The organism is Oceanibaculum nanhaiense (assembly GCF_002148795.1).
GTDB lineage: Bacteria > Pseudomonadota > Alphaproteobacteria > Oceanibaculales > Oceanibaculaceae > Oceanibaculum > Oceanibaculum nanhaiense.
The window spans coordinates 83,407-99,663 of the sequence record NZ_MPOB01000009.1 but is presented as its reverse complement, the minus strand read 5'-3'; the positions used below and the strand labels follow the sequence as shown (position 1 = coordinate 99,663).

Genomic DNA, 16,257 nt, shown 5'->3' with positions numbered 1-16,257 from the left:
TCAGTCCACCCGCTCGACGAAGACCTGCACCTTGCCGCCGCAGGCCAGGCCGACTTCCCAGGCCTGCTCGTTGGTGACGCCGAAATCCAGCAGCTTCGGCGCACCTTCCTGCATGACCTGCAGCGCCTCATGCACCACGGCGCCCTCAATGCAGCCGCCGGAGACCGAGCCGATCATCCGCCGGTCCTCGTCCACCGCAAGCTGGCTACCAACCGGACGCGGGGAGGAGCCCCAGGTGCTGACGACGGTGGCCAGCGCCACCTGCTTGCCGGAGGCCCGCCACTGCGCCGCCTGTTCCAGAATATCTTCCGCGGGATTGTTCATGCCACTTCCTCCATGCGCCGGAGCCAGGGCGCCATACCGGCGCCGCGCCTTGCCTCGGGCCTGCTCAACGCCTCGGCCAGAGCGCCAAGGCTGTCCAGATTATGCACCGGGCGGAACTCGTCAACATGCGGCAGGATCGCCCGGACCCCTAGAGATTTGGGCGCGAAACCATCGAAGCGCAACAGCGGGTTCAGCCAGATCAGCCGCTGGCAGGACCGGCGCAGCCGTTCGACCTCCTCCGCCACGCCATCGCCGGCATCGCGGTCCAGCCCGTCGGTGATCAGCAGCACTACGGCCCCCTGGCCCAGCACACGGCGCGACCACAGCCGATTGAACCCCTCGATGCAGGCGCCGATGCGCGTCCCGCCCGACCAGTCGCCGACCGCCTCGCCAACCTTCGACAGCGCCTCGTCCACATCGCGTTTGCGCAGATAGCGCGTCACATTGGTCAGCCGCGTGCCGAACAGAAAGGTGTGCACCCGGTCGCGGTCATTGGTCAGCGCATGCATGAAATGCAGCAGCATGCGGGAATAGCGGCTCATCGAGCCGGAAATGTCGCACAGGATAATCAGCGCCGGCGGCCGGGTGCGGCGCTTCTTCAGCTCCAGTGGAATGACATCGCCGCCGCTGCGCAGCGCGCCGCGCAGGGTGGCGCGCAGATCGACCGCACCGCCGGCGGAGGCGGGGGCGAAGCGCCGCGTGCGCATCTCCGCGATGGGCAGGGCCAGACGGCGCAGCATGGATTGCGCCTGCCGCACCTCATCGCCGCTCATCTTCTCGAAATCCATCGACTGCAGCATCTCCTTGTCGGAGGCGGTAAAGGCCGCGTCGATCTCCAGCTTTTCCTCGTCGGCCTCATCGGCCAGCACCGCCTCATTGCCCTGCATCAGCGCCTCGGCAAGGCGGCGGTTCATCTCCTCTCCCTGCGGCTGCGGCTGGTCGAGCTGCAACTGCGGCAGCACCAGCTGCATCATGCGTTCCAGCAGGCGGGGATTGCGCCAGAACACATGGAAGGCCTGGTCGAATATCTCGCGCTGGTCCTGCCGGTTCACGAAGACGGCGTGCAGCGCCCAGTAGAAATCGTCGCGCCGCCCGATGCCGACGGCGCGCACCGCCGATATCGCGTCCAGCACCTTGCCGGGGCCGATGGGCAGGCCCGCGGTGCGCAGGGCGCGGGCGAAATGCATGATGTTGGCGACCAGCTTGCCGCCGTCATGCGGATCATCCTTTTGCGGGGCGCCGTCCATCGGCCTGGCCCTAGACCGCGCCGTGCGCGGCCAGCTCGCTCTTGATCTGGGTCAGGATGCGGTTGGCCTCGCTGCCCTGAATGCGGGCGATGTCGTCCTGGTATTTCAACAGCACGCCCAGCGTGTTGTTCACCGTCTCGGGATCGAGGCTGAGCTGGTCGAGCTGCACCAGCGCATGCGTCCAGTCGATGGTTTCGGCCACGCCCGGCTGCTTGAACAGGTCCAGCTTGCGCAACTCCTGCACGAAGCCGACCACCTGCCGGCTCAGCGCTTCCGGTGCGGTCGGCGCTTTCACCTTCAGGATATCCAGCTCGCGCTGGGCATTGGGATAATCCACCCAGTAATAGAAGCAGCGCCGCTTCAGCGCGTCGTGGATCTCGCGCGTGCGGTTGGAAGTGACGATGACCAGCGGCGGCGTGGCCGCCTTTATCGTGCCCAGCTCCGGGATCGTCACCTGGAAATCGGACAGCACCTCCAGCAGATAGGCCTCGAACGGCTCGTCGGTGCGGTCCAGCTCGTCGATCAGCAGCACCGGCGCGCCGCCGGCATGCGGCTCCAGCGCGCGCAGCAGGGGCCGGCGGATCAGGAAGCGGTCCTGGAAGATGTCGCTGGCCAGCGTCTCGCGGTCGGCGCCGCCGGCCGCCTCGGCGACCCGGATCTCCACCATCTGCCGCAGATAGTTCCACTCATAGACGGCGGAACCGACATCCAGCCCCTCATAGCATTGCAGCCGGATCAGGTCGCGGCCCAACGCCGACGCCAGCACCTTGGCAATCTCGGTCTTGCCGACGCCGGCTTCGCCCTCCAGGAACAGCGGGCGGCCCAGCTTCAGCGCCAGATAGAGCGCAGTGGCGAGGCTGCGGTCGGCGACGTAATCGCCCCTGGCGAGTAGGGAAACGGTCTCGTCGATCGAGGCGGGCAGGGCGGCCGGAGCGGCACCCGAAGCGCCAGCGGGAGCGGATATCTGTGTCATGCCGATTATCTAGCACGCAGACGCGGCAAGGCAAAAGAGGGCGTGGCAGGGTGCATGGCAGATGCTGACTGGCCGAACGTACCCGCCATGGCGCCTGCGCTATAATACTTCGATCGCCCCCTGCAGGATGGAGACGGACATGAAAACGCTGCCACTCGGCAGGGCATTCACCCTGATAGAGCCAGGCCCACTTGTTCTGGTGACGACGAATGACGGTCGCAAAGACAATGTCATGACCATCACCTGGACCATGGTAACGGGTTTCTCCGCCAGCTTTGCCATCACCACCGGGCCGTGGAACCATTCCTATGCCGCGCTGCAGGAAACGCGGGAATGCGTGATCGCAGTGCCCACGGTGGACATGATCGATATCGCCATCGGCGTGGGGACGTGCTCCGGCCGCGACACGGACAAGTTCGATAAATTCGGCCTCACTCCGGTCAAAGCCAGGCATGTCCGGGCGCCGCTCATCAGCCAGTGCCTCGCCAACATCGAATGCCGGGTGGTGGACATCATCGACCGGCACAGCATCGTCATGCTCGAAGGCATCGCCGCCTATTTCGACAGCAGCCGGAAGGAAAAGCGGACGATCCATGCCGTCGGCGACGGCACCTTCATCGTCGATGGTCGCAGGCTGGACCGGAAAGACATGATGCGCGACAAGCTTCCAGGCGGGCTGTAGCGTCCTTCACCCTCGCCGGGTATCGCGGCCTTTGCCGTTCGCACCATTGACAGTCTTTTTCCAGGATATCGGCATGCAGATCATTGAAACCGAGCGCTTGATCCTCAGGCCCTTCCGGGAGGGCGATGCAGCGGACCTCTTCGCATATCTGCGCGCACCGACCGCCACCTGCTTCCTCTCGCTGAAGCTCGCAGACCTTGCCGAGGCGGAGGCCGAGGTCAAAAAGCGCGCCCTCGACGAGGGCTCCGTGGCGATCTGCCTGAAACAGACCGGTCAGGTCATCGGCGATCTGTTCGGCGGCGGGGCAGGAGAGGAGGAAGACGGGACTACCTCGGTCGGCTGGAACCTCAATCCCCAGTTCGGTGGCCAAGGATATGCGTTCGAAGCCGCAAAGGCCCTGCTCGACCACTTGTTTCGGGTAAAGGGATATCGCCGGGTTTATGCCTATGTCGAGGAGCACAACACGCCCTCGCAGCGCCTCTGCGAAAAGCTGGGCATGCGCCGGGAAGGTGTGTTCGTCGAGTTCATCTCGTTCACCAGGGACGAGGACGGCAATCCGATCTACGAAAACACCATGCAATACGCCATCCTTCGCCGCGAGTGGATTTCTGCTGCTACAGCAAAATTTGGCAACCATCGGGCGTGAACGGCGTCACAGGTGCCGAGACGTCGGGCTATGGCGTATAAACGGCGGGGATTGGCGGGGTGCGTATACTACTTGGTGGTGATGCGGCGGCAGTCGGCGACTATACCGCATTGTAGACGGCAACTGGCGGATGGGGTGGGATTCGAACCCACGGTGGGCTCTCACCCACGCCGGTTTTCAAGACCGGTGCCTTAAACCGCTCGGCCACCCATCCTTTTTGCTGACTTGCCAGATTATGGCAGGCGAGCGCGTTCTAGCACAGCGGGACGCAGGGTCCAATCTCTTGCGTCTCCGGTAGCGTTCTACCGCTGGCACTACCTTTCTACCGCCACTCTACCGCCACAGCGCTTCCGGCGCTGGCTGGCTGTTGCCAAGCGCCCGGGCCTGTGCCACATGCTGAAGGCCAGACATGCTTAATCGACGCTTTAACAGCCCCCTATGACAGAAGGCAGCGCCATGGTCCCGAGCCTCCGTTCCCGCCCCGCGATCCTCTCCGGCCCACAGACCGATGGGGAAGCCAGCAAGGGCAGGGGGCGCAATAGCAGGGGGCGCAATCTGGCGCGCGCGGCTCTGCTGGCCTTTGGGCTGGCGCTTGGGGGCGGGGCAGGAGCCCATGCTGCCGATCAGCCCTTCGATGCCTGGATCGAGGGCGTGCGCGCCGAGGCGAAGCAGAAAGGCATCTCCGACGCCACGGTGCAGGCGGCGCTGACCGATATCCAGCCGATCCCGCGCGTCATCGAACTGGACCGCCGGCAGCCGGAATTCACCCTGACCTTCCAGCAATATCTCGACCGGGTGGTGCCGCAATCGCGCATCGATCGGGGCCGCCGCATGATGGCGGAGCACCGGGAACTCCTGACCCGCATCGAGGGGCAGTTCGGCGTGCCGGCCCGGCAGATTGTCGCGCTGTGGGGTATCGAGACCGATTTCGGCCGCGTCACCGGCGGCTTCAAGGTGATCCCGGCACTCGCCACCCTGGCGCATGATGGCAGGCGCAGCGCCTTCTTCCGTAAGGAGCTGATGGACGCGCTGCAGATCATCGATGAAGGCCATATCGATGCCGAGCGGATGCTGGGCTCCTGGGCCGGTGCGATGGGCCAGAACCAGTTCATGCCGTCCAGCTTCCGCGCCTATGCCATCGACTATACCGGCGACGGCAAGCGCGACATCTGGACCACGCTGCCCGACGTCTTCGCCTCCATCGCTAATTACCTGTCCCGGGTCGGCTGGAAGAGCGACCAGACCTGGGGCCGGGCGGTTACCCTGCCGGCGGGCTTCGACGCCAGCCTGGCGGGAAAGAAGGTAAAGCGGCCGATTTCGGCCTGGCAGGAGATGGGCGTACGCCGCGCCGATGGCGGCGACCTGCCGGCGCGCGACCTGCCGGCGCAGATCGTGCTGCCGGGCGGCACCGGCGGGCCGGCCTACATGGTCTATGATAATTTCGAGGCGATTCTGAAATGGAACCGCTCGACCTATTTCGCGGTTGCGGCAGGAACGCTCGCAGATGCCCTTGGCAAGGAAGAGGCAGGTCGGTAAGCTACCAGATACTGTTTCGGACTTCAGACTGGCCACCAGATAATGAATCGGCAATTGACCGCACGTCCTCGCCTCCGTCTTGCCGCTCTGGCCATGTTCCTGCCATTCGCCCTGGCGGCCTGCGCGGAAGCGCAGTTCGCGGCGCAGACAGCGAAAGCCATCCAGCAGCCTTCCGCCAAGGCCCAGGGCTATTACAAGATTGGCGATCCTTACGAGATAAGGGGCGTCTGGTACTATCCGACGGTCGATTACAGCTACACCGAGACGGGCATCGCCTCCTGGTATGGCCCCGGCTTCCACGGCAAGCTGACCGCCAATGGCGAAATCTACGACGAGAACGACCTGACCGCCGCGCACCGCACCCTGCCGATGCCCAGCCTGGTGCGGGTCACCAATCTGGAGAATGGCCGGTCTCTGGTGGTCCGGGTCAACGACCGCGGTCCGTTTGCGCATGGCCGGATCATCGACCTGTCGCGCCGCAGCGCGCAGCTTCTGGGCATCGAACAGCGCGGAACCGCCAAGGTGAAGGTCGAAATCCTGCCGGCGGAGAGCCAGCGCCTCGCCGAGGCGGCGAAACAGGGCACGCTGATCGCCACCGCCGACGCACAGCAGCCGGGCGCATCGGTGGGCCCGGCCGTTCGGCCGTCTCCGGTCGCCTCGGTCAGTGCCGAGACATTGCCACCAGCACCTTCCGCCAGCGGCGGCGTCAGCCGCGCGCCGGCGCCGCCGCCGATTGCTGTGATAAACCCGGCGACGACCCAGGCGGGCGCCACCCAGGCCGCCCGCGCGCCGCAGAGCAATGACGGCAGGATCGACACCGTGCCGGTGGAACAGACGCGGATCTATATCCAGGCGGGTGCCTTCTCCGACCATAATAATGCGCTGCGGCTCAGCGGCGCGCTGCGCCGGATCGCCCCGTCGCAGATTTCCGAGACACGGGTCGATGGCCAGACATTCTACCGGGTACGCCTGGGGCCGGTGGCCTCGGTCACGGATGCCGATGCGATACTGGAGCAGGTGATCGGTTCCGGCTATCCCGGGGCGCGCGTGGTGGTGGATTAAAACCCGCCGCAATCGTGTGACTTCAGTCGCCGGGCGCCCAAATTTCGGCCATCTTGTACCGCAGGATGCGGTATGCGAGTGCAGCCTTTGAACGCAGAGTAAGTTGGGTGACTTCATGATCGGTTACAGCACGTTCCGCCCTGCCATGGTAGGAGCCGCGATCGTCGGGGCTGTCCTGCTGGCCCCGCTGTCGGTCGGCGCGCAGGAGATCGAGACCCCGGCCAAACAGGCTTATATCCTCGATGCCCAGACCGGAACGGTCCTGCTCGACAAGGATGCCGACTCGCTGATGCCGCCGGCCTCCATGAGCAAGCTGATGACGGCCTACATGATCTTCCAGCGGCTGAAAGACGGGCGGCTGACGCTGGAAGACGAGTTCCTGGTCAGCGAAAAGGCGTGGCGCAAGGGCGGCTCCAAGATGTTTGTCGAGGTGGGCAGCCGGGTCTCCGTCGAGGATCTGCTGCGCGGCATCATCGTGCAGTCGGGCAATGACGCCTGCATCGTGGTGGCGGAAGGCATTGCCGGTTCCGAAGAAGCCTTCGCCGAGATGATGACCGAGACGGCGCGCAAGATCGGTCTGGAGAAAAGCGTCTTCCGCAACGCGACCGGCTGGCCCGACGAGGACCACGTCATGACGGCGCGCGAGCTTGCGGTCCTGGCGGAGCGCATCATTGCCGATTTTCCCGAGTATTATCATTACTATGCGGAAACAAGCTTCACCTATAATGAGATCCGCCAGGGCAACCGGAATCCGCTGCTCTACACCATGCCGGGGGCGGACGGGCTGAAGACCGGCCATACCGAGGCCTCGGGCTACGGCCTCACCGCCTCGGCCAAGCGGGACGGCCGGCGCATCATCCTGGTGGTGAACGGCCTGCCCAGCATGAACGCGCGCTCGCAGGAATCCGGCCGGCTGATGGATTGGGCGTTCCGCGAATTCGAGGCGCTGAGCCTGTTCAAGGCCGGCGAGACGGTGGAACAGGCGGAAATCTGGATGGGCGACACCCATACCGTTCCGCTGGTATCAGCCGAGGATATCGTCATCACCGTGCCGAAGGCGGCACGCCGCAGCATGGTGGTCAGCGCCGTCTATGACGGGCCGGTCGCGGCCCCAGTGAAACAGGGCGACCGGATCGCCACGCTGCGCGTCGCCCTGCCCAACGGAGCCACCATGGACTATCCGCTGCAGGCCGGCGCCGATGTGGAGGAACTGGGCCTGTTCGGCCGGATGCTGGCAGCAGCCCAGCATCTGGCGTTCGGCCCGCGCTGACGGCGCATGAGCGAGAGCAGCGGCAAAACGATACGCGGCCGCTTCATCACGCTGGAAGGCGGAGAAGGAGCCGGAAAATCGACCCAGATCGGCCGGCTGGCTGATTGGCTGGCCGCGCGCGGCATCCCCGCCGAGACCACGCGGGAACCGGGTGGCGCGCCGGGGGCCGAGGCGATCCGCACTCTCATCGTCAATGGCAGCATCGACCGCTGGGACGCCATGGCCGAGGCGCTGCTGATGACGGCGGCGCGGCGCATGCATGTCGAACAGCGCATCCGCCCCGCGCTGGAAGCCGGGCGCTGGATCGTCTGCGACCGGTTTTCCGATTCGACCATGGCCTATCAGGGCTATGCGCACGGGTTGGGGCGGCAGCCGGTGGAACAGCTGCAACAGATTGCCATCGCCGGCATGAAGCCGGACCTGACGCTAATCCTCGACATGCCGGTGGAAGCCGGGCTGGCCCGCGCAAGCGCGCGCGGCTCCCAAGCGCCTGGTTCCGGTGAAGACCGGTTCGAGCGCATGGGTCTCGACTTTCACCGCCGGCTGCGCGAGGGTTTCCTGGATATCGCCCGGCACGAACCGGAGCGCTGCGTGGTGATCGACGCCACGGCGGATATCGAGACGGTCGCCACCGCGATCCGCGACGCCGTCGCCACCCGTTTAGGGCTGGAGAGATCGTGAGCACGGAAGATCAAGCCTGGCCTGAGCCCCGCGCCAACCCGCTGCTGGTGGGACAGGAGGCGGCGGAGGCGACCTTCCTGTCCGCCTGTCAGAGCGGGAAACTGCCGCATGCCTGGCTGATCGCCGGCCCGCCCGGGATCGGCAAGGCGAGTTTCGCCTACCGCATCGCCCGCTTCGCCCTGAATGGCGGTATCGGCGGCGAATCGGACGACGGTCCTTCCCTGTTCGGTGATGCGCCGGCGGCCGACAATCTGCCCTCTGGCAATCTTGAAGTCGATCCCGCCAGCACCGTGTTCCGGCAGGTCGCGGCGGCCAGCCACCCCGATCTGCTGAGCGTGGAACGCGGCATCAACGAACGCACCAAGAAGGAACGCAGCGAGATCGTCGTCGAGGATGCTCGGCGCGTCGCCGGTTTCCTGCACAAGACGGCATCCGGCAAGGGCTGGCGCGTGGTGGTGATCGACAGTGTCGATGAGATGAACCGCAACGCCGCCAACGCGATCCTGAAGATATTGGAGGAACCGCCGGCAAACGCGCTGCTGCTGCTGGTCAGCCACAGTCCCGGCCGGCTGCTGCCGACCATCCGTTCGCGCTGCCGGCTGCTGCGGCTGTCGCCCTTGGGCGAGGCGGATATGGACCGACTGCTGGCGCATTACCTGCCTGAGGAATCAGGCGAGAACCGGCTGCTGCTAACACGGCTGGCGGAAGGCAGCATCGGAGGCGCGCTGGCGCTGCATGCGGCGGGCGGCATGGCGCTGTATCGCGATCTGGTCGGGCTGCTCGCCGCCTTGCCCGATCTGGAGGCGCGCAAGCTGCATGCCTTTGCCGGCCGGTTCGAGCGTGCCGGGACCGAGGCCGCGTTCCAGACCGCAATGTCGCTGCTGGCCGACTGGATCGCGCGCCTGGCCCGCGCCAGGGGGCTGGGACAGATGCCGCAGCCTGTCCTTGTGGAGGAAGAAGCGGCCCTGCGGCGGCTGGCAACGCTGCACAGCCTTGATCGCTGGCTGGAGCTATGGGAGAAAGTGCGGCATCTGACGGCCCGCACCGATGCCATCAACCTGGATCGCAAGCAGGTGGTGATCGGCGCCTTCCTGGCGCTGCAGGGAGCGCCCTAGGGGGAGCGCCCTAAGGGGGCCTGAACTTTCGCTGGAGTACAGATGAGCATGTCGGGGTCCGCGCCGAAGACCTTTTATATCACCACGGCCATTTCCTACCCGAATGGCGCGCCACATATCGGCCACGCCTATGAGGCGATCGCCAGTGACGTGATCGCGCGCTTCAAGCGGCTGGACGGCTATGAGGTGATGTTCCTGACCGGCACCGACGAGCACGGCCAGAAGATGCAGCAGACGGCGGAAAAGCTGGGCATCACGCCGCGCCAGCTGGCCGATGAGATGGCGCCCAAGTTTCAGAACATGGTGCGGCACCTGAACATCTCGAACGACGATTTCATCCGCACGACGGAACCCCGGCACTACGCCTCCGTGCAGGAGCTGTGGGGCCGCATGCAGGCGGCCGGCGACATCTATCTCGGCAAATATGGCGGCTGGTACTCGGTGCGCGACGAGGCCTATTTCGGCGAGGACGAGCTGACCAAACAGCCGGACGGCACGCGCCTCGCACCGACAGGTTCGCCGGTCGAATGGGTCGAGGAGGAGAGCTACTTCTTCAGGCTGTCGGCCTATCAGGACCGGCTTCTGGCCTATTATGAGGCCAATCCCGGCTTCATCCAGCCCGATGGGCGGCGCAACGAGGTGACGAGCTTCGTGAAGGCCGGCCTGAAGGACCTCTCGGTCTCGCGCACCACCTTCGACTGGGGCGTGCCGGTGCCGGGCGATCCGAAGCATGTCATGTATGTCTGGGTCGATGCGCTGACCAACTACATCACCGGGCTGGGCTATCCCGACCGCGAGGGCGAGGCTTTCCAAAAATTCTGGCCGGCCGACGCGCATGTGATCGGCAAGGATATCGTGCGCTTCCACGCCATCTACTGGCCGGCCTTCCTGATGTCCGCCGACCTGCCTTTGCCGAAGCGCGTATTCGGCCACGGCTTCCTCACCAACCGCGGCGAGAAGATGTCTAAATCGGTCGGCAATGTCATCGACCCGATCGCCATGGCCGATACCTATGGCGTCGATCAGATCCGCTATTTCTTCTGCCGCGAGGTGCCGTTCGGCCAGGATGGCAGCTACAGCCACGAGGCTCTGGTGAACCGCATCAATGCCGACCTCGCCAATGATTTCGGCAATCTGGCGCAGCGCTCGCTGTCGATGATCGCGAAGAATTGCGGCGGCGTGGTACCGGAACCGGGCGATTTCAGCGATGCAGACACAGCGATCCTGGCCCAGGCCGATGGTCTGCTGGCCGGCGCGCGCGCGGCGATGGAGAATTACGAAATCCACAACATGCTGGCCGAGGTCTGGGCGCTGATCGGCGAGGCCAACCGCTATTTCGCCGGCGAGGCCCCCTGGGCGCTGAAGAAGACCGACCCGAAGCGGATGGAGACGGTGCTTTACGTTACCGCCGAGCTGATCCGCCAGGCCGCCATTCTGGCGCAGCCCGCAACACCCGCCGCTGCCGCCCGGATGCTTGATCTGCTGGCATTGCCGGAAGAGGCCCGCAGCTTCGCCAGCCTTGGCGCCGCCGGGCGGCTGAAGCCCGGCACCGCGTTGCCGGCCCCGGCAGCGGTGTTCCCGCGCTGGGTGGAAGAGGATGCAGCGAAAGGGGAAGCCTGATGCTGGTCGACAGCCACTGCCATCTCGATTTTCCGGATTTCGCCGAGGAACTGGACGCGGTCGTCGAGCGTGCCCGGGCCGCCGGCATCGGGCGGATGGTGACGATCTGCACCAAGATCACTGAGTTCGAGCGCGTCCGCGCTATCGCCGAACGGTATGACGACATCTATTGCACCGTCGGCATCCACCCGCATGAGGCGGACAGCCAGCCGGAAATCGATACCGCCCGGCTGGTCGAGGCGGCGCGCCACCCGAAGGTCGTCGGCATCGGCGAAACCGGCCTCGACTATTTCTACGAGCACAGCGCGCGGGAGGCCCAGCAGCGCAGCTTCCGGTCCCATATCCGTGCCGCGCGGGAAACCGGCCTGCCGCTGGTGGTCCACACGCGCGACGCGGACGAGGATACGGTGGCGATCCTGAAGGACGAGATGGGGCGGGGGAACTACCCCGGCCTGATCCATTGTTTCAGCTCCTCGGCCTGGCTGGCGGAGGAGTGCCTGAAACTAGGATTGTATATTTCACTGTCCGGCATCGTCACCTTCAAGAAGGCGGAGGAACTGCGCGAGACGGTGAAGGCACTACCGCTGGACCGGATCCTGGTCGAGACCGATTCTCCCTATCTTGCGCCGGTGCCGCACCGGGGAAAGCGCAACGAACCGGCCTTTGTCGCCCATACGGCGAAGGTGGTGGCGGAGCTGAAAGGGGTTGGCATGACCGAGATCGAGACCCGGACGACCGAGAATTTCCTGCATCTTTTCAACAAGGTGCCGGCGCCGGCCCAGATTTCAGGTTAAGGCGCTACCATGCGCATTACCATCCTCGGCTGCGGCTCCTCGACCGGCGTGCCGATGATCGGCGGAAACTGGGGAAACTGCGATCCCGCCAACCCCAAGAACCGCCGCCGGCGCGCCTCCATCCTCGTCCAGCACGGGGAAACTACCCTGCTGGTCGATACCCCACCGGACCTGCACGACCAGCTGGTCGATGCCAATGTGCAGGACGTTACGGCCATACTCTATACCCATGCCCATGCCGACCATGTGCACGGCATCGACGAGGTGAGGGGGCTGAACCTGCTGACCGGGCGCTGGATCGACTGCCATGCCGATGCGGCCACCCTGGACGCCATCGGGAAGCGCTTCAGCTATGTCTTCAAGCCCATCGAGAAGGACTACTTCTACAAACCCTGCCTGACACCGCATGTGATCGATGGGCCGTTCCAGGTTGGCAGCATCCGCGTGACATCCTTCGAACAGGACCATGGCTATTCTGTTTCAACGGGTTTTCGGTTCGATATGCCGAATAAAATGAGCGCTGCCTACTCGACGGATGTGGCTTTCCTGTCCGACGAGGCCCTCGACCTGCTGACCGGCGTCGATGTCTGGATCGTCGATTGCCTGCGCTTCGAGCCGCACCCGACCCATGCGCATTTCGAGCGCACGATGGAATGGGTAGCGCGGGTGAAACCGGGCAGGGCGGTGCTGCACCACATGAACCACCACGCCGATTACGAGGCCTTGCGCGTGGCCTGTCCGCCCGGCGTGGAGCCTGGCTATGACGGATTGGTGATTGAGGGTTAACGGAACGTCCCGGCCTCGAAATCCTGCAGGGCGCGGGTGACATCATCGATCAGCGGCAACGACCCGGCCAGTTCCGGATAGAAGGCCAGCAAGATGGCGATATGGCCGGTATCGGGATATTCGACATGACGGACCGGCACGTTCTTCTCGCGCAAGGCCTTTGCCAGTTCCTTTGAGTTCACCGGATAGACCGTGCCGTCACCGGCGCCGTGCAGCAGCAGCATGGGCGGCGCGCGGCCGGTCACGAACGCGACCGGCTGGGTGCTCTCCCGGTTTTCCGCCGTGGCGAAGATATTGCGGGTCGATCTGTATTCTGTCGGGTCGAACGCATAGGGCCCGGCCAGGCCGAAGAAGCCCTTGACGATATCCGTATCGAGACCTTCAGCCTGCAGGTAGTGCCGGTTCAGCGCCAGCATCGCGCCCAGATGCGCCCCGGCCGAGTGACCGCCGAGATATATCCGCTCAGGGTCGCCGCCATAGCGCCCAACATTCTCGCGCGCCCAGGCGACAGCCCTGGCGCCATCCTCGATGAAGGAAGGGAACCGCACCGCCGGATAGACCCGGTAATCCGGAATCACGACGACATAGCCGCGCTTCACCAGCGCCTCGGCAACGAACCGGTAATCGCCGCGGTCGCCATTCTTCCAGCCGCCGCCGTAGAAAAAGACAACCACCGGGTGTCCCGAACCGTCCTCCGGCCTGTGTACATCCAGCCGGTGCCGGGGATCCGGCCCATAAGCAATATCCGCCGCAACCGGATAATCCTGCGACAGCAACGCCGCGTTCAGCGTTGCCAGGCCGGAGCAACCGGACAGCAGCGAGGCGACCAGAGCAGGGATTGCCGTGAATTTCAGCGCGCGTGCGAGAACAAGAACAGACATTAGTCTGAATTCGGTCGATTTTTGCGCAAGTCGAGGCCTGATCGCATAAGCTGCGCGCATGACTGACGGAGCGGCATTTTTCAGCGGCCATAATCTGCGGGTCGGGTTCTACGATCTGCTGTTCGGGCGCGCTTCGAACCTGATCGGCGAGGCGGAGTTCTATCGCGACTTCACCGCCGGCACCGGCAGCGTTCTGGAAGCCGCCTGCGGCAGCGGAAGGCTGTTTCCGGCGCTGGGGGCACCGGGACGGCTGCTTGTCGGCTTCGATGCCTCGGTGGAGCTCCTGCAGCAGGCCCAGACCCATTATGGCGGTAATACCGATCTCGGACGGCCGTTACTGTGCGCCCAGCGGATGGAGAATTTCGCCTTTGGCTGCCGGTTCGAACGCATCATCGTCGGCTATTACGGCCTGAGCTATGTACTGGATCCGGACGGACGGCGCAGCTTTCTGCAGCGCATCGCCGATCATCTGACGCCGGACGGTCAGGCCGTGCTGCATCTGCCGGACGCCGATCTGCTGCGCCGTCCGGTCCCGCAGAGCGAGATCGATGCCCAGCGCGGCAGCCTGGTGCTGAAATCCGAGGCTCAGGGGTTTAGCGGCAGGCTGGCATACCACACCACAGAGAACCGGGTGGTGGAGAATGGTGCCGTCCATATTACGGCGCTGACATTCGCGCTGCTGGATGAATCCGGGGCGATTCTTCGCGAGGAAAGCGCTGCCATGCAGTATGCAATCCTCGACAGGCAGGATATCGAAACCCTGGCAACAGCCGCCGGGCTGACGCTGACGGGGTGCCGCAGCGGCTTCACCGAGGATAATGAGTCCGAACTGATCGTAACCCTGGCCCTTGCCTGATCAATATTTACCATAATATACATTATGCGATAATTGGACGCTGCAATCGCCACACGGCGATCACCATCCGGGGTTTCATCCCCTGCCCATTCTCGCTACTCTCCCGCTCCGGTAACCATACAGCTTATTCCGCATCTCATGACCGCACCGATCGACAGGCTTCTCGGGATCATGGCGCGCCTCCGCGCGCCGGACGGCTGCCCGTGGGACCGCGCGCAGGATTTCGCCAGCATAGCGCCCTACACCATCGAAGAAGCCTATGAGGTGGACGATGCGATCCGCCAGGGCGATATGGGCCAGCTGCGCGACGAGCTGGGCGACCTCCTCCTCCAGGTCGTATTCCATGCTGAGATGGCAAAGGAAGACGGGCATTTCGATTTCGACGCCGTGGCGACCGCGATCTCCGACAAGCTGGTCGAGCGCCATCCGCATGTGTTCACCGATGGCACGGCCGACACTGCCGAGGCGGTCAAGCTGAGCTGGGAAGAGCTGAAGGCCGCCGAGCGCGCCCGCAAGGCCGAGGCGAAAGGCAGAACAGCCAGCATTCTCGACGATGTCGGCCTTGCCCTGCCGGCGCTGATGCGCGCCGAAAAGCTGCAGAAGCGCGCCGCGCGGGTCGGCTTCGACTGGCCGGAAACCGCGCAGGTCATCGCCAAGATCGAGGAAGAGCTGGCCGAACTGAAGGAAGAGCTGGCCGCCGAGCGCCGCGATTCCGCGAATATTCATGAGGAGATGGGCGATCTGATCTTCGCGCTCACCAACCTCGCCCGCCATCTGAAGGTCGATCCGGAGCTTGCCTTGCGCGACTGCAATGCCAAGTTCGAACGGCGCTTTCAGTTCATCGAATCGGCCCTGGCCGCCGAAGGGCGCACGCCCGATCAGGCCAGCCTCGCGGAGATGGAAGCGCTCTGGCAGCGCGCCAAAGCCGGAGAGAAACTCAAGAAATCCGCCTAACCACCTGAACTGTTGACTAAAATAGAGGTTTCAATCATGTCCCAGCTAACCGTCTTCATCACCGGCGCCACGGCCGGATTCGGCGCCGCCACGGCGCGCCGCTTTGCCAAGGACAAGCACAAGCTGATCCTGACCGGCCGCCGGCAGGAGCGCCTTGAGGCGCTGCAGAAGGAACTGGACACCGATGTCCATATCATTCCGCTGGATGTCCGCGACGAGAAAGCAGTGCGCGCCGCTGTCGCCGCCCTGCCCGACAATTTCAAGAATGTCGATGTGCTGGTGAATAATGCCGGCCTCGCCCTGGGTCTGGAGCCGGCCCATCTGGTCGCCATGAGCGACTGGGAGACGATGATCGACACCAACATCAAGGGCCTGCTCTACTGCACCCAGGCGCTGCTGACCGGCATGGTGGAGCGCGGCAAGGGCCATGTCATCAATCTCGGCTCCGTCGCCGGCAGCTATCCCTATCCGGGCGGCAATGTCTATGGCGCCACCAAAGCCTTCGTGAAGCAGTTCTCGCTGAATCTGCGCGCCGATCTGGTGGCCCAGAACATCCGCGTCACCGATGTCGAGCCCGGCCTCGCCGAAAGCGAGTTCTCGATGGTCCGCTTCAAGGGTGATGCCGACAAGGCGAAGGATGTCTACAAGGGCACCGATCCGATCACCCCGGACAATGTCGCCGAGGTGATCTACTTCACCGCCACCTTCCCGGCCAATGTGAACATCAACCGCATCGAGCTGATGGCCGCCTGCCAGGCCTTCAGCCCGTTCAACGTGGTCCGCAAGTAAGCGGCTGGGACCGAACAGGAAGCCCCCGCCTTCTGGCGGGG

17 protein-coding genes and 1 tRNA gene are annotated in these 16,257 nt (G+C 64.6%); 13 read left to right on the top strand and 5 right to left on the bottom strand.

The features are described from left to right. From BKM74_RS15180 to BKM74_RS15170, 3 genes are read right to left on the bottom strand one after another with little or no spacing between them, the layout of a single operon-like run. A complete protein-coding gene (locus BKM74_RS15180; protein ID WP_086466557.1) occupies positions 1-324 on the bottom strand; it encodes an XdhC family protein in 324 nt (107 codons plus the stop codon). After that, positions 321-1,571 (bottom strand): vWA domain-containing protein, encoded by a 1,251-nt coding sequence (locus BKM74_RS15175; protein WP_086466556.1) that lies wholly within the window; start codon positions 1,569-1,571, stop codon positions 321-323. Before BKM74_RS15175 ends, BKM74_RS15180 begins: the two co-directional genes overlap by 4 nt. A 10-nt stretch (positions 1,572-1,581) precedes the next feature. Next, on the bottom strand, positions 1,582-2,544 hold the full coding sequence (locus BKM74_RS15170) for an AAA family ATPase (RefSeq protein WP_086466555.1): 963 nt from the start codon (positions 2,542-2,544) through the stop codon (positions 1,582-1,584). Positions 2,545-2,671: 127 nt separating this feature from the next. Here BKM74_RS15170 and BKM74_RS15165 point away from each other — a divergent pair, with 127 nt between their 5' ends. Together BKM74_RS15165 and BKM74_RS15160 are read left to right on the top strand one after the other, a co-directional pair. After that, positions 2,672-3,226 carry a flavin reductase family protein gene (locus BKM74_RS15165; protein WP_322096689.1) on the top strand — a complete coding sequence of 185 codons (555 nt, stop codon included), beginning with the start codon at positions 2,672-2,674 and terminating at the stop codon, positions 3,224-3,226. A gap of 73 nt (positions 3,227-3,299) precedes the next feature. After that, entirely contained in the window at positions 3,300-3,872 is a 573-nt protein-coding gene (locus BKM74_RS15160; RefSeq protein WP_086466553.1) for a GNAT family N-acetyltransferase, read from the top strand. A gap of 124 nt (positions 3,873-3,996) precedes the next feature. On the opposite strand, the gene BKM74_RS15155 is transcribed toward BKM74_RS15160, so the two are convergent. Next, positions 3,997-4,086: transfer RNA gene (locus BKM74_RS15155), tRNA-Ser, on the bottom strand. A 242-nt stretch (positions 4,087-4,328) separates the two neighbouring features. Here BKM74_RS15155 and BKM74_RS15150 point away from each other — a divergent pair. The 8 genes from BKM74_RS15150 to BKM74_RS15115 all read left to right on the top strand — a co-directional run bounded on the left by BKM74_RS15150 (position 4,329) and on the right by BKM74_RS15115 (position 12,736). Further along, on the top strand, positions 4,329-5,408 hold the full coding sequence (locus tag BKM74_RS15150) for a lytic murein transglycosylase (protein ID WP_086466552.1): 1,080 nt from the start codon (positions 4,329-4,331) through the stop codon (positions 5,406-5,408). A 54-nt stretch (positions 5,409-5,462) separates the two neighbouring features. Beyond that, entirely contained in the window at positions 5,463-6,470 is a 1,008-nt protein-coding gene (locus BKM74_RS19110) for a septal ring lytic transglycosylase RlpA family protein (RefSeq protein WP_281251464.1), read from the top strand. Positions 6,471-6,585: 115 nt separating this feature from the next. Further along, a complete protein-coding gene (locus BKM74_RS15140) occupies positions 6,586-7,740 on the top strand; it encodes a D-alanyl-D-alanine carboxypeptidase family protein (protein WP_086466550.1) in 1,155 nt (384 codons plus the stop codon). 6 nt (positions 7,741-7,746) lie between these two features. Continuing rightward, positions 7,747-8,421: a dTMP kinase gene (gene tmk, locus BKM74_RS15135; protein ID WP_086466549.1), complete on the top strand. Its 675-nt coding sequence runs from the start codon at positions 7,747-7,749 to the stop codon at positions 8,419-8,421. Next, on the top strand, positions 8,418-9,536 hold the full coding sequence (locus BKM74_RS15130) for a DNA polymerase III subunit delta' (RefSeq protein WP_245825956.1): 1,119 nt from the start codon (positions 8,418-8,420) through the stop codon (positions 9,534-9,536). The genes tmk and BKM74_RS15130 overlap by 4 nt, the downstream gene beginning before the upstream one ends. Before the next feature lie 48 nt (positions 9,537-9,584). Further along, positions 9,585-11,156 carry a methionine--tRNA ligase gene (gene metG / locus BKM74_RS15125; RefSeq protein ID WP_086466594.1) on the top strand — a complete coding sequence of 524 codons (1,572 nt, stop codon included), beginning with the start codon at positions 9,585-9,587 and terminating at the stop codon, positions 11,154-11,156. Beyond that, positions 11,156-11,950, top strand: a complete 795-nt coding sequence (locus BKM74_RS15120) for a TatD family hydrolase (RefSeq protein WP_086466547.1) — start codon at positions 11,156-11,158, stop codon at positions 11,948-11,950. Before metG ends, BKM74_RS15120 begins: the two co-directional genes overlap by 1 nt. A 9-nt stretch (positions 11,951-11,959) precedes the next feature. Further along, the gene (locus tag BKM74_RS15115; RefSeq protein ID WP_086466546.1) at positions 11,960-12,736 is read left to right on the top strand and encodes an MBL fold metallo-hydrolase; all 777 of its coding nucleotides are present in this window, start codon (positions 11,960-11,962) and stop codon (positions 12,734-12,736) included. Here the strand turns inward: BKM74_RS15115 and BKM74_RS15110 are convergent. Next, positions 12,733-13,617: an alpha/beta hydrolase gene (locus BKM74_RS15110; protein ID WP_176342559.1), complete on the bottom strand. Its 885-nt coding sequence runs from the start codon at positions 13,615-13,617 to the stop codon at positions 12,733-12,735. The two genes, BKM74_RS15115 and BKM74_RS15110, sit on opposite strands and share 4 nt — an antisense overlap. Before the next feature lie 58 nt (positions 13,618-13,675). Here BKM74_RS15110 and BKM74_RS15105 point away from each other — a divergent pair, with 58 nt between their 5' ends. The 3 genes from BKM74_RS15105 (at position 13,676) to BKM74_RS15095 (ending at position 16,216) form a co-directional block, all read left to right on the top strand. After that, on the top strand, positions 13,676-14,473 hold the full coding sequence (locus BKM74_RS15105) for a class I SAM-dependent methyltransferase (RefSeq protein WP_086466544.1): 798 nt from the start codon (positions 13,676-13,678) through the stop codon (positions 14,471-14,473). A 138-nt stretch (positions 14,474-14,611) separates the two neighbouring features. Further along, a complete protein-coding gene (mazG, locus tag BKM74_RS15100; protein WP_086466543.1) occupies positions 14,612-15,427 on the top strand; it encodes a nucleoside triphosphate pyrophosphohydrolase in 816 nt (271 codons plus the stop codon). Positions 15,428-15,463: 36 nt separating this feature from the next. Further along, the gene (locus BKM74_RS15095) at positions 15,464-16,216 is read left to right on the top strand and encodes an SDR family NAD(P)-dependent oxidoreductase (protein WP_086466542.1); all 753 of its coding nucleotides are present in this window, start codon (positions 15,464-15,466) and stop codon (positions 16,214-16,216) included. Positions 16,217-16,257 lie beyond the last annotated feature (41 nt).

Coding starts and splice junctions, on each gene's coding strand:
- BKM74_RS15180 (WP_086466557.1), bottom strand. CDS start 324: ATGAACAATCCCGCGGAAGATATTCTGGAACAGGCGGCGCAGTGGCGG.
- BKM74_RS15175 (WP_086466556.1), bottom strand. CDS start 1,571: ATGGACGGCGCCCCGCAAAAGGATGATCCGCATGACGGCGGCAAGCTG.
- BKM74_RS15170 (WP_086466555.1), bottom strand. CDS start 2,544: ATGACACAGATATCCGCTCCCGCTGGCGCTTCGGGTGCCGCTCCGGCC.
- BKM74_RS15165 (WP_322096689.1), top strand. CDS start 2,672: ATGGAGACGGACATGAAAACGCTGCCACTCGGCAGGGCATTCACCCTG.
- BKM74_RS15160 (WP_086466553.1), top strand. CDS start 3,300: ATGCAGATCATTGAAACCGAGCGCTTGATCCTCAGGCCCTTCCGGGAG.
- BKM74_RS15150 (WP_086466552.1), top strand. CDS start 4,329: ATGGTCCCGAGCCTCCGTTCCCGCCCCGCGATCCTCTCCGGCCCACAG.
- BKM74_RS15140 (WP_086466550.1), top strand. CDS start 6,586: ATGATCGGTTACAGCACGTTCCGCCCTGCCATGGTAGGAGCCGCGATC.
- tmk (WP_086466549.1), top strand. CDS start 7,747: ATGAGCGAGAGCAGCGGCAAAACGATACGCGGCCGCTTCATCACGCTG.
- metG (WP_086466594.1), top strand. CDS start 9,585: ATGTCGGGGTCCGCGCCGAAGACCTTTTATATCACCACGGCCATTTCC.
- BKM74_RS15120 (WP_086466547.1), top strand. CDS start 11,156: ATGCTGGTCGACAGCCACTGCCATCTCGATTTTCCGGATTTCGCCGAG.
- BKM74_RS15115 (WP_086466546.1), top strand. CDS start 11,960: ATGCGCATTACCATCCTCGGCTGCGGCTCCTCGACCGGCGTGCCGATG.
- BKM74_RS15110 (WP_176342559.1), bottom strand. CDS start 13,617: ATGTCTGTTCTTGTTCTCGCACGCGCGCTGAAATTCACGGCAATCCCT.
- BKM74_RS15105 (WP_086466544.1), top strand. CDS start 13,676: ATGACTGACGGAGCGGCATTTTTCAGCGGCCATAATCTGCGGGTCGGG.
- mazG (WP_086466543.1), top strand. CDS start 14,612: ATGACCGCACCGATCGACAGGCTTCTCGGGATCATGGCGCGCCTCCGC.
- BKM74_RS15095 (WP_086466542.1), top strand. CDS start 15,464: ATGTCCCAGCTAACCGTCTTCATCACCGGCGCCACGGCCGGATTCGGC.